The organism is Promicromonospora sp. NPDC060271 (assembly GCF_042726755.1).
GTDB lineage: Bacteria > Actinomycetota > Actinomycetes > Actinomycetales > Cellulomonadaceae > Promicromonospora.
Genome location: NZ_JBHXBG010000161.1, coordinates 1 through 12226, shown reverse-complemented (window position 1 = coordinate 12226; position 12226 = coordinate 1). Strand labels below are relative to the sequence as shown.

General features: G+C 68.2%; 13 protein-coding genes. 1 reads left to right on the top strand and 12 read right to left on the bottom strand.

Going from position 1 to position 12226, the window contains the following annotated elements:
* Nucleotides 1-52: 52 nt before the first annotated feature.
* The 12 genes from ACFWE2_RS20545 to ACFWE2_RS20490 form a co-directional block, all read right to left on the bottom strand.
* Nucleotides 53-2197, bottom strand: coding sequence for a DEAD/DEAH box helicase (locus ACFWE2_RS20545; protein ID WP_377226065.1), 2145 nt, complete (start codon nt 2195-2197; stop codon nt 53-55).
* 398 nt (nt 2198-2595) lie between these two features.
* Nucleotides 2596-3444 carry an HAD family hydrolase gene (locus ACFWE2_RS20540; protein WP_377226064.1) on the bottom strand — a complete coding sequence of 283 codons (849 nt, stop codon included), beginning with the start codon at nt 3442-3444 and terminating at the stop codon, nt 2596-2598.
* Nucleotides 3445-3564: 120 nt separating this feature from the next.
* Entirely contained in the window at nt 3565-4602 is a 1038-nt protein-coding gene (locus tag ACFWE2_RS20535; RefSeq protein ID WP_377226063.1) for a protein-L-isoaspartate O-methyltransferase, read from the bottom strand.
* Nucleotides 4599-4988 carry a lasso peptide biosynthesis B2 protein gene (locus tag ACFWE2_RS20530; protein WP_377226067.1) on the bottom strand — a complete coding sequence of 130 codons (390 nt, stop codon included), beginning with the start codon at nt 4986-4988 and terminating at the stop codon, nt 4599-4601. Before ACFWE2_RS20530 ends, ACFWE2_RS20535 begins: the two co-directional genes overlap by 4 nt.
* 62 nt (nt 4989-5050) lie before the next feature.
* Nucleotides 5051-5260 carry a hypothetical protein gene (locus ACFWE2_RS20525; RefSeq protein WP_377226062.1) on the bottom strand — a complete coding sequence of 70 codons (210 nt, stop codon included), beginning with the start codon at nt 5258-5260 and terminating at the stop codon, nt 5051-5053.
* Between the two features lie 10 nt (nt 5261-5270).
* On the bottom strand, nt 5271-7121 hold the full coding sequence (locus tag ACFWE2_RS20520; protein ID WP_377226061.1) for an albusnodin/ikarugamycin family macrolactam cyclase: 1851 nt from the start codon (nt 7119-7121) through the stop codon (nt 5271-5273).
* 35 nt (nt 7122-7156) lie between these two features.
* Nucleotides 7157-7303, bottom strand: coding sequence for a lasso RiPP family leader peptide-containing protein (locus tag ACFWE2_RS20515; protein WP_377226060.1), 147 nt, complete (start codon nt 7301-7303; stop codon nt 7157-7159).
* 381 nt (nt 7304-7684) lie between these two features.
* On the bottom strand, nt 7685-8620 hold the full coding sequence (locus ACFWE2_RS20510; RefSeq protein WP_377226059.1) for a PfkB family carbohydrate kinase: 936 nt from the start codon (nt 8618-8620) through the stop codon (nt 7685-7687).
* Nucleotides 8613-9116, bottom strand: a complete 504-nt coding sequence (locus tag ACFWE2_RS20505) for a deaminase (protein ID WP_377226058.1) — start codon at nt 9114-9116, stop codon at nt 8613-8615. The genes ACFWE2_RS20510 and ACFWE2_RS20505 overlap by 8 nt, the downstream gene beginning before the upstream one ends.
* Nucleotides 9113-9769, bottom strand: a complete 657-nt coding sequence (locus tag ACFWE2_RS20500) for a RibD family protein (RefSeq protein ID WP_377226066.1) — start codon at nt 9767-9769, stop codon at nt 9113-9115. The genes ACFWE2_RS20505 and ACFWE2_RS20500 overlap by 4 nt, the downstream gene beginning before the upstream one ends.
* Nucleotides 9770-9792: 23 nt before the next feature.
* On the bottom strand, nt 9793-10521 hold the full coding sequence (locus ACFWE2_RS20495) for a helix-turn-helix domain-containing protein (RefSeq protein ID WP_377226057.1): 729 nt from the start codon (nt 10519-10521) through the stop codon (nt 9793-9795).
* Nucleotides 10522-10751: 230 nt separating this feature from the next.
* A complete protein-coding gene (locus tag ACFWE2_RS20490) occupies nt 10752-11651 on the bottom strand; it encodes a 1-aminocyclopropane-1-carboxylate deaminase/D-cysteine desulfhydrase (RefSeq protein ID WP_377226056.1) in 900 nt (299 codons plus the stop codon).
* Nucleotides 11652-11856: 205 nt separating this feature from the next.
* Here ACFWE2_RS20490 and ACFWE2_RS20485 point away from each other — a divergent pair, with 205 nt between their 5' ends.
* Nucleotides 11857-12021: a hypothetical protein gene (locus ACFWE2_RS20485; protein WP_377226055.1), complete on the top strand. Its 165-nt coding sequence runs from the start codon at nt 11857-11859 to the stop codon at nt 12019-12021.
* Nucleotides 12022-12226 lie beyond the last annotated feature (205 nt).

Here is a 12226-nt window from a genome sequence, read left to right as displayed (position 1 = left end):
CGGTAATCCGGACTGCCGATCACCTGACATTCTGCCGACCACCCGCCTGGCTCTAGCGAAGCGCGTCGGTGAGGAGCGTGACGAGCGCTTCGAGCTGGACGTCGGTGGAGGATGCGACGTCGTCGTCCCCCGCGCCGTCCAGTGCCCTGGCGGCCAGAGAGGACTTGCTGTCGATCAGCTCCGCGATGGTGGAGTCGATTGTCTGGGCGGCGATGATCCGCCAGGCGGTGACCGGTTCGGCCTGGCCGATCCGGTGGATCCGGTCGATGGCCTGGGTCTGCTCGGCGTAAGTCCAGGACAGCTCGGCCAGCACCAGGTTGGAGGCGACCTGGAGGTTCAGCCCCACGCCGGCGGCCGTCAGGGAGCAGACCGCTATCGAAACGGAGGGGTCGCTCGTGAACGCCGCGATGTTCTTCTCGCGCGTCCTCGGCGTCTGGTCACCGCGGATCGAGGCGAAGCCGATGCCGCGGTCCGCGAAGGTCTGCTCTGCCTGGTCCATGACGTCGACGTGCTTGGCGAAGAACACGACCTTGCCGACGTTGCGGGCGAGCTGTGCGGCGTAGTCGGCGGCCAGCCCGGCCTTCGCCTGGCCGATCCGGCGGACCATGCTGAACACGTTCTCGCCGTCGGCCCGCGAGCTCGAGTCCTTCAGCTCTGCCGCCGCGACCCGGCGCGCGAGGTCGAGGTCGACCCCGTCCACGACGACGTCGTCCGTGACCGAGCTCTCCGCGCGCGCCTGCACGGCGGACCGGTAGCGGCTCACCAGACGCTCGGCGAGCGCGGTCTCCGCGGCCCGGATCGAGCGTCCCGCCGCGCTGTCGAGCTCGACCGGCAGGTCCGCCACCCGGCGGGCGGGGATGTCGGCGACGACGTCGGCCTTGCGGCGGCGCACGATGCCCATGTCGATCACGGTGGTCCGGGCGGCGGCGTAGAACCCGGGGTCGGCAGGCGTGAGCTCGTTGCCCTCGAGGGCGGTCAGCAGCGAGGCCAGCGGTTTCGTGTCGTCGATCCAGCCGAGGAACTGCCAGATCGCCCGGAAGTCCTCGATATCGTTGATGAGCGGGGTGCCCGTGAGCGCCATCAGGAGGGGCCGCGCGGTCCGGGCGCGGATCCGCTCCGAGACGGAGAGCACGTGCTGGGAGCGCTGGGAGCCCTTGTTCTTGATGAAGTGCGCCTCGTCGACGACCATGCCGCGAAAGCCGAGGTCGCCGAGCCAGCCGACATGCCGGTCCAGGAGCTCGTAGTTCACGATCACGACGTCCGCGAACCCGTCGATCTGCTCGCCGTCGCCATGGACCACGGTCGCCCGGCGCTGCGGCGTCCACATCCCGACCTCGTGCGCCCAGTTCGTCTTGACCACGTTGGGTGCGACGACGAGCAGCGGGTAGGCGTCCGCCGCCTGGGCGGCGAGCAGCGCCTGGGCGGTCTTGCCGAGCCCTGGCTCGTCGGCGAGCAGGAAGGTGCGGTGCCCGCGTGCGGTGGCCTCGACGACCTGGGCCTGGTGCCGCATGAGCTGCCGGCCGTGGCGGGCGGACAGCGAGCGGGGCTCGGGCAGTGGCATGCAGGCGGGTGCACCGGCGCCGGCGTACTCGAAGGACCGGAACAGCGGCTCGAGCAGCTCCCAGCCGGCCAGCCGGCGGACCTTCGGCGCCACCCGCTCGGCCGCGGCCTCGAAGTCCGGGGCGAGGAACGGGTTCGCGAGCTGGCGGGAGATCACCGAGCGGGGCACCACGCGCTTCTCGGCACCGGGCGGCGGCGCGGCCGGCGGGGCGGGCGGCTCCTCCGGCGGCTCCAGGCCGCCGGCGCGCATCACGGTCGCCTTGTAGGCACGTGCCGCGTCGGAGACCTTGGCGTCCTCGGCGAGCAGCTCGAGCAGCGACGTGTCCCGGGCGGCGATCCTCGCCAGCAGCGTCGCGACCTCGTCGAGCCGCTTGAGCTGCTGGTTCCGCTTGGCGTCGCTCAGGTCGTCGTCGGCCTTGGTCCGGGCCCGTTCCTCCCGCATGAGCAGCGCGACGACCTGGAACTTCGTGCGGACCGCCGGGCGCGTCGGCGGTCTCCGCACCGCGCCGTCGACCTCGCGGGCGACCTCCGCGAGCACCGGGATCATCCCCTGCTCGGCGGGCCGCTGTGCGCGGCGGCGCTGGCCGCCGGACCCGGTCCGCGTGCGACCGGACCGGCGTTGGCCTGGTGGTGCCACATCTACTCCTTCGCTGCATCCGTACGCGACCGCGGCGCCACGAGCTACGCCCACGCCGAGGACCGGTCGGACGTCGGACAGCCGGCCCGTGGGGCAGGTGGCCCCGGCCAGGACGCTCCGATCGGCCGCCGGTTCACCGCGCGGCGTCCCCGCCTGCGGCCACGCGCTCACGCCGATGGTGACACGCTGCCGGTCGTCTCCGCGAACCATCGCGGGCATGGTCGTCGCCCGGCTTGATTGCCGGAGAACCAGGAGTCTACCGCCGGACGGTGCAGGTCGGTTCGGCGAGACCTTCCCCCATCGCTCGGGCACTTGGGCGCTCCGGCACTGACTCACGTTCAAAAGGCTTCAGGCGACCGTAACCTCCGGGGGTTGCGGTCGTCTGAAGCCTGGGGCCGTCAGATCGGTCCGTCGCACTCGTTACCGCTGTCCGACGTCGCCCCACGCTGGAGTGTGTCCAGCGCGGTAGCGACCCCATGCTGGCCAAGGCTTCCGGTGACCTCGTCAGCCGCCGCCCGCACCGAGGCCGAGGCGTGCCCCATAGCTACACCGCGGGCCGCCCACCGCAGCATCTCCAGGTCGTTCTCGCCGTCGCCGATCGCCAGGGTCCGCAACGGGTCTATACCCAGGTTGGCCCGCACCTTCTCCAGGGCGCTCGCCTTGCTCAGGCCGGGGGCAGTGACATCCACCCAGTCCGGCTCCGTCAGAAGAGCAGTGAGACCAGCCGCACGCACGGGATCGACAAGGGCACTGACGCCCGGACCGCGCAGGACGAGTCGTGTCGTGGACCGCTCCCCCAGCAATGCGGCCGGGACGATCTGCTGGGCGCCGTTGAGCTGCCCTGTCGGGAAGAGATGCGTGACGTCGTAGCCCCACCCGACCCGTTCGGCGCCGACCCGCACGCCCGGAAGCATGGTTCGCGCGAGCCGGACAACCGGCCCCGGGTCGAAGTTCCGCACGTCTTCGAGCTCGTAGCCGCGTGGCACCCGGGAGTCGAGCCGCGCGGTGACCGCGCCGTTGGACGCGATCACCCACTCGTCGGTCAGGTCGAGCTCCGCGGCGATGGGCAGGACCCCGACCAGGGATCGTCCCGAGGCCAGCACCACGTGGTGCCCGTCTGCCCGGAAGCGAGCGACCGCGGCCTTGACCGTCGGCGCGATCTGCGTCGTGCCTGACTGGGCGAGGGTGCCGTCGATGTCGAGCGCCGCCAGCATCGTGCGGTTCTGGAGAGTGTCCTGATGGTTCATCGGCGGCGCCGCTTCTGGCTCGGGGTCACGCTGGCTGGAACGCAGTGGGCAGGAGCGAGGTTGCTTGTCGGGACAAACAGCCCACGTCTCCTCGACCGTCGCTCACCCCCTGCGGCTCGCTCAGAACTTGAGGTCCGCGATGGCGGGCAGCTGGAGCGTCAGTCGAACTCTCCAGCCCTCGGAATTCGGGACGACGACGCCCGCGATACCGGACCAGCCTGGCTGTCCCGCGTCCCGCCACCGTTCGATCCACAGGGTGAGGGTGCGGACCACGTCAGGGCTTCCCACGGCGACGAGCTCGTCTTCTGTAAGGAACGCGGCGCCGTGCTCCGTGGCCGCGCCGATGCCGGAAAAGCGGTCGGAGAGCCCAGCTGTGGCCAGTTCGGCGGGGGCTGTGGCGTACAGCCATGCCGTGAAGTCGTCGAGATCCTCGGCCGTGGTCAGGGGTGTGGCTGAGGCGAGGTGGTCAGACCTGAGCCGGTCCAGGATCTGGCTGGGCGCGCCCGGGACCTCGCGCAGCGCCGGGCTGCTGAACCACCACGGTTCCGCGCCATCAGGAACATGGGACGCGTCGACATACCGCAGCGGCAGCCCGAAGACGGTGACGGGCTCGGGGTGCATCTCGATGTACCCACCGGGCCGCGCCGAGACAGCCGAGGGGCGGCCCCCAGCAACAGTGACGGTCACGATCGCGTGCGCCCTGGCGAGGCGCGCGACCTTGACCGGCGCAACGATCACCGCGTCCTGAGCGATCTGGTCGATCCAGGTCGACGGGATCACATGCGGGGTGGCCCACGCGACGACACGGTCGTACGGCGCTCCGGCCGGGTCGCCCGCGTACCCGTCGCCGTTGGTCACGGTCGCGGTCGTGACTCCGGCCGTCTGAAGGCGCGCCTGGGCGCGGGGTATGAGGTCGGCTAACACCTCGACCGACCGCACAAGCCCGTCTGGGCCGGCGAGGTTGGCGAGCAGCCCAGTCGTGTAGCCAGAGCCGGTGCCGATCTCCAGCACCCGGTGTCCGGGCCGGACATCGAGGTCCTCAAGCATCTGCTGGATTGACGTGACACTCGACGACTGCGGGAGCGCGGACCCGTCAGGCTCAGTCACGAAGTGGTCGTAGTCGACAGCGGCAACAGCATCGGCAACAGCGGTGGTCATGGGTGGCTCCTTCGGGTCGGACCAGTTCGAGCCCGAGCAGGGATCGACATGGTGCGCAGAAAAGTGGACGTGGTCGCGGGTTCACCGACAGGTACCCCATCGGCTTCGACCCATGCGTGGAAGGTGTACGGGTGGACCTGAACGCCGTGGCACCACGTGACGGCTCGTCCGCGCAGTGCGGCCAGCCATGTCGCAGTCAGGGCGATCTCCAGGCATGCCGCCCGGCCGGGCCACCAGGCGGCAGCACGGCGAGCAGCCAGTACGGCGGCGAGGGCGTCGTACGAAGTCGCCGCCTCACGCGCGCGACTGTTGAGATGCGCGGTTGCCCCCAGGGCGGCGCGAAGAGGCAGGAGCCGTAGGGTCGCGATCACGAGCACCAGAAGCATGAAGGGCAGGGCACTCTGGGAACGGGGCTTTCGCACGGCGTCCGGAGCAGCCATGGTGACGCTCATGCTTCTGCCTCCTGGATGAGGTGCCCGCGCACGAGGGTGGCCCGCAGACCTTCGGCCCAGGACACTGCCTGCGCGTAGTCCTGTCGCGCGATGCGCTCGACGATGCTCGGCATCTGACCGCCAGCTCCCTCCACGAGTGTGGTGAGAAATGCGGCGGCGGTGGGGTTCAGGGCGTAGGCACGGTTACGAGCGACATCAGTCAGCACGCTGCCACCGTCAGGCGTCGGTGTGGACGTAACGTGATCGGCGAGTCGGTAGCGGAGCGTCATCTGCTGTGTCCTCTCCGGTGGTCCAGGAAACTCGGGAACGCATGGCATCGGTTCGAAGCCAGACCTCGGTAGCGATGACGTCGTTGAGAGCAGCATGCCGGACGTCCGCACCCTGGGCCGCCCGGTCAAGCACCGACCGGGCGTACCGGTAGTCGAGGAGTCCGGACTCAACAAGCCGCGAGTCAGCGAACACGCGGCGCAGGTCGCTGGCGTTGCGGGCGAGACCGGCGTAGTGCAGTGCGGTGTAGTCGCCTTTGGTGGACCGGTCAAGGACCAGAGCGGGAACGTGCTCGTGCAGGGCTGTCCGCAACAGAGGCTTGGCCACGAATGCGCTGGTACGTTGCCGTACCGGTACGGACAGGCACGCGCGCACTACGGCATCAGTCATGAACGGCGCCATCTGACGCATGCCGTGGGTCTCGGCTATCTCCAGGTCGATGCGGTGGTCCCGGCCGAACGAGAGAACCGCGTTCCGGGCGATACGGTCACCAACCGTTGTCCTGTCCGCTGCCGGATGGCCGGGCATGGAAATGCACTCGGCGGCAATGCGGCGCCCCTCGGCAGTGAGCCAGGCGGCGTCGGGCGCTCCGAACCACCGCAGCCGTCCGGCCGCTCCCCGCCGCGGGGATCGTCCAGTGCTGAGCTCACGGGCTGTCCGCCGCAACGCCGACCGCTCCGACGACCCAGCAAGCTGAACGGCGGCAACAAGGATTGGCAACGGTGCGCTGGTTCGAAGTTGTGCCCAGGCTCGCGCTTCGTGCACGAGTCGCGGCAGGTTCCGGCTGAGGTCTGCGAGATAGGCCAGCGATCCGGACAGGACGGCGTCACCGCCGTCGCCGGTCAGGTGCACCGCTGATCCGAGGTCCTGGAGTTGGTGGTGCCACCACCGGGTGCGGGCATACAAGACGGCGTCAGACCACGGCTCGTCGGTATGCGGAACCAGGTCAAGGTCCGTGTAGGGAAGGACCGCGTCAGGAATCTGCCGGACCTCGTGCCGGAGCATCGGCAGCGTCCCGGCGATCCGCTTGGCATGCGCCAGGTCCTCGTTGCCGGCCTGCCCCGAATCGAGAGTCAGCCCGATCAGCGGGACGGCAGGCGCGGCAAGCGCTGCGACAGAGCTCGAGTCCAGACCACCCGAAAGATCTGCTGTCACGCCCCCGGAAAGCCGTGCATGGACCGCGGCACGCAGAGCTTCCCGAACGCGTTCACCGCCGCCAACAAGGCTCGATTTCGGATCCTGCTGCGGCCGGTCGACGATCGCCGGCGGTTCACCGGACCGCAGGACAAGCATGGTGCTCGGTGGCACTGCCGCTACGCCTTCGTAAGCCGACCGCGTCGAGAGCGGGACGATGTCCGGGCACGAGAGGCGTAGTGCCAACCAACCCGGATCGACGCCCGTGCCAAGCAGATCAGCCAACACATGCGACGACGAGGCAAAATGAGCTGTCCGGTCTTGCACCACATGGAACACGAGGCGAGTACCAGCGACGTCACCGGTGGCGATGACCCGGCGCGCGTCCGCCCAGACGACGTGGCTGTTCCCACCCCGGTCGATCAACGGCTCAGTCTCCAGCCTGGCGGCGAACCGGCGCGCTTGCTGAGCCAGCTCCTTGTCCCCGCACGTGACATCACCGAGCACGACACACCACCAGTCCGGGCCATCGAGGATGCGGACCTGGCTGTCCGGCCAGTCACCTAGCAACCACATCGCTGCATACCGGGACTGCAGCACACGACTGCCCGCCGGTCGGGACGGGAGGCCCGCTCCCGTCGTGATCGATCCACCGAAACTACGCATCGGGTCAGGCCTCCCGTCTCGTCGGCGCCAGTCGGTCAGTAGTAGTACTTCTTCATATCGGCCGTGTCGTTCTTGCCCTGACCGAGCGTCAGCCGCGTGAGGCTGCCCAGATCGGTCACCACCGGGGGCTCGACGGTCACGGTCTCAACGTCGGTGGGAACGTCCGAAGGCTTGGTCTCCATCGCGTACTCCTTCTGGTGAGGTGTCTGAACAGCGGAACTTGCCGCAGGCAGGGCGACGGTTCAGCCCGGAACATCGCCTGCCCGCTTGCCCCCATCGAATCCGAGACGGATGCCCAAACCCATCGCAGCAATGCCGCAGGGATGTAGCAGCACTGTCGCATCACGCATCTGACCTGCACGGATACCGCCTCGTTCGCGGAGCGGGAGCGTCGTCAGGGCAGCACAAAGCCACCGGCCCGGGGCCGTCAGAGACGGCGGTCGCTTGATCGGCGACCGTGCGAGCACCCGGACGTCAGCTGCTTCCCGGTGTGCGTGACCAGGCAGGCGGGAACAGTCTTGACTGTCGCGACCCACAAGGTCTCGCTCTGTGCGCTGGAAACCTCACGAGGCGCCGACACTTTGAACCGCCTGAGATCCGGCGAGCACACCAAGCCGGAGCGCTTGCGGCAGTGACGCCCCGCGGCTCAGGGCAAGCGCGAGCGCCCCGAGCAGAGCGTCACCGCCGCCAGTGGTGTCGATGACCTCGACTCTTGGCGCCGCCACGAAGCCGTCCTCGTCTTCAGACGCGTACGCCGCGCCCGCTGCGCCCATCGTGACCACGGCCGAGGACGGCCCCATCTCACGAAGAGCTTCGGCACAGCGACGTGCCGCTTTCGCGGTGCGTGGCGTGACGCCACCGACGATCTGGGCGGCCTCCGCCGCATTGACGACCAGCAGGTCGAGCCGTTCCAGCGCGTTCCGGGGTAACGGTTCGCTGGGCACCAGCATGCCGATGACGGGCCCGGCCGCGCACGCAACCGCGAGCTCGATGACAGGCAGATCAAGTTCCAACTGGACGATCGTCACGGTCGCCTCGGCCAGGAGTGCACTTGCTCGTTCGACGTCTTCGATCGAGTGAAGCGTTCTTCTCGCCCGTGTCACGGTGACTGCACTATCGCCGCTGGCAGGAATCTGAATGAGCACGCCAGCGGTGGTGTCGTCAGCGATCAGTTGGAAGGCGCTCACCTCGACACCTGCGTGAAGAAGTGAATCCAGCAGTCGCCGGCCCCAGGGATCATCGCCCGCGTTCGCCACCAACGCCGCGCGACCACCCTGCCTGGCCACGGCAATAGCTTGATTCAAGCCCTTACCGCCGGGGAGGATCTCGAGTCGGTCACCGAAGACGGTCTGCCCCTCCTGCGGCAAGTGTTCGACCCGGGTGACGATGTCGACGTTGGCAACGCCAACGACAGCGACCTCTATCGGGAGCAGGTCGGCGCCCATCTGCCGCTCGAATACCTCGCTCGGTCCGGACGAAACCTCTGCCGGGTCACTCACCGGCTGGTCCATCGGTATCGGCGGCTTCGAAACTGGCGGGCACCAGGTGCGAATTGGGTTCCCGCGCCGCAGCGGCCAGGTCGGCCAGCTCATGCACCTCGCGGCCGGCGGCACGCAGCGTCTCAGCACCGACGCAGTCGACGAACAGGTCCGGCTCACGCCACGCGAACACGATCCGCGGAATACCCGCTTGCAAGATGTGCTGGGTGCAGGTGACCGGGCGTGAGGCGCGCGTGCTGCAGGGTTCGAGCGAGGTATAGATCGTGGCGGTAGCAAGTCGATCGCGATCCGCCTCGGCAACATCCGCGAGCGCTGCTTCCTCAGCGTGCTCGTGGGGGTCGCTCTTGCGCGACCACCCCGTACCGAGCACCGTTCCGTCGTCGGCCACGACCATCGCACCAACCGAGAATGCCGTCTCGGACGGCGGGCACCGCCACGCCAAGGCGATGGCCTGCTCAAGAAGCTCCCTGTCCCGGGACTCGGAGGTTTCGCTCATCGCTGCGGGAGATATCGCAGAAGGACGCAGTCACCGATGGCCTGCGCCTCGGCAAGGATCATCCGGTGCTTGCTGTCCTGGGGGAAAGCGGCGGGACTGACGAAGCGGGGTGCGCCGGCGTCGCCGACGAAGAATGGCGCGAAGACAACATGCAGCTCGTCCACCAGCCCAGCGGACAGGAACATCGTGTGGATGGTTCCGCCGCCCTCGATCATCAGCCGTTCCACGCCGCGCGCCGCCAGATCGGCCAGGACATCAGCAGGACCCACCTCGTCCCCAAGTCCGACGACGGTGGCGGCTGAACCCATCCGGTTGGCGAGTGCCGGTGCGATAGCGGCTGTTGTGTACACGACCTTGTCGATGGCTCCGGTCGCGAAGAACTTCGCCTCCGGATCGATGTCTCCACTGGCCGTGATCGTGACCTTGATCGGGGACTCCGGCTGCCCTTCCCCGACTCGCTTGGCCCGGCGCTCCTCGGACCGGACCATCAGGCGAGGGTTGTCAGCCCGGATGGTGCTGGCCCCGACGAGAATCGCATCGACTCCGGCGCGCACACTGTCGACTCGGTCGAAGTCCTCGTCGTTGGACAACAGCAAGCGGTCGGGCGTCGCGTCGTCGATATACCCATCGAGGCTCGCAGCCACGGATAGCACGACGTACGGTCGGCTGGTCAATTTCAGGCCCCCACCTTCATCGAGACAATGCGCTCGACGAGCATGCCGTACTGCGCCGAGTTCTCACAGGCCCCGATCTCGTCGAGGACGGACTCGGCAAGTCCACCACGATGGCGCGGATCGGCGCGCATCAGCTCGAAACAACGGCTCGCGGTACCGCCTGTGCGCGGGAATGGCACGATCGTCTTTCCGACCTGTCTGGCGAGCGTCACCTCCGCGGCGGTTCCGAATCCACCGCCAATGACAAGGAGAAGTTCCGCGCCACGGACGACGTTCTCGTGGTCGAACAGCGCCGCGGTCATGCTGAAGCCCGGGGGTCGGAACTGGTCCGCCACATACGTCATGACCTCGATACCGACCCCAACCGGCCCGTGGCTGACCTCAAGGTTCTGCGCCACGACCAGACGAGCGAGCTCCGCAACCGTCGCATCGATCAATGCCTCGTCCGCACCTGTGACCCGGCTGCCGCAGATCGCGACGCGGAGCCGCGACGCGTGGGGGTCACGTGATCCCAACTGCTCCTCGACGTTCTGGATCATCACGTCCAGGTCATCCACCGAAACCTTCAGCACACCGGCGAGCCGCGGCCGGAACCACGCCAACGGCTGGGTCTCGCCCAGCTCCCACCGAGCGATCGTGGTGCGCTCGACCCCGAGCCGTTCGGCGAGCGCTTCTTGGCTCAGCCCCAGTGCCCGACGCCGATTGGCAAGCCGGTCACGTCGCCGCTTCATCCTGCTCCCGCCGTCCGAATATCCACCGGACCGCACCCTGCGATGTCCGTGCGACAACAATGCCGTGTACAACCTACGGAAACCAGCGGCCATGCCGCTCTCGTCTCGGGAACGTCCAACCAGCATACGAAGGTACCGAGGGCTCACTCCCCCGTGCGCGGGAAAGACACACCAGACTGCATCCGATCTGACCCAGCACGGGAGCTGACCCCCACATCAGCGTGCGAGCACTAGGAACGACTCGAAGCTGCGAAATCAGGACCAGTGACGACCGCGACCAGGGTGGTTCCTGTGGTGAACCGGCCCCGAGCCACCAGGTCATAGATCCCGTACATCATCTTGGCCACGTACACCCAGTCCAGGCGCAGCCCATGGCGCGCTTCGAAGTCGCCGATAAAAGCAGCCAGCTCAGGCGTGGACCTCGCGTATCCGCCGAAGTGATAACCCGTCTCGATCTCCCAGTTCCCGGTCACTTCTCCGAGCGCCGCACGCTGGAGCGCAGCGACGTCGTCGGACAGGAATTCCCCGCCCTTCAACGAGGAGAAGCCGATCGCCCGCTGCCCGGACCTGAGCCCCGCCGCGATGCCCGCCAGCGTGCCGCCCGTGCCGGTACCACAGCAGATGACGTCGAACTCCTCGGTGATCTCATCGACCAGCTCGGCGCACCCGCGCACGGCCAGCGCGTTGCTGCCGCCCTCGGGAACCAGGTAGAAGTCCCCGAACGCTCCATGGAGACCTGCGATCACGTCAGGGTCGCGCTTCCGACGATAGGTCTGGCGGTCCAGATACGTCAGACGCATGCCCTGATCGACCGCGAGCTGCAGCGACGGGTTCAGGGGGTCATACGGCTCGCCACGGATCACACCAACAGTCTCGAACCCGTACAGCGCCCCCGCAGCCGCCACCGCCCGGATGTGGTTGGAGTACGCGCCACCGAACGTCAGCAGCCGCGCAGCACCGGCGGCTCGCGCGGCTTCGAGGTTGTACTTCAGCTTGCGCCACTTGTTGCCGGGCAGGTCGGGGTGGATCAGGTCGTCCCGTTTGAGCAGAAGCCGCACGCCGGCCGCGTCGAGGCGTTCGTCGTCGAGCACCTCGACCGGCGAAGGGAGCAGCAACGCAGGCACCGACATGTCGGCAGTCTGACACGCGGCCGACGCCGGACAGCCGACGGCAACTCCACGATGCCCACCGACGTCACAGCCGATCTCCGCCAGACTTGCCAACTGGCGAACGAGGAGCAGTCTGACCAGGGCAGTCCGGAGCAGCTCTCCTTGGGCGGCGTCTGGCACAGCCACTACACCTACGAGAGCACAGGGCGCGGTCTACCACGGAGCGTTGCAGCTCATCGTTGATCCAACAGGCCGCACCATGACCGGCAAGTGGGTGGGCTTCGACAAGGAACTCAGCGTCGACTCCGGACCCTGGGTGCTCGATCTGATGAACGTCGCGACCGACGACGCGACGCTGGAGCAGTACAACAGGAGCCCTCGGACGTCGTAGACCGACTGACCGTCGAACGCCGCCTTCCGGCGCGAAGCGAATGTCCTGCGTCTGAAGTTCGCCCGACAAGTCGTGGTGCGGCGAAATCGGTCCCTGGGCCCCGGTGCTGCTCCGACACCCAAGACCTCCACCCATGACTCGGGCACGTCGGCGTTCCGGTACTGGCTCACGCTCAAAAGGCTCCGGGCGACCGTAACCCCGGGGG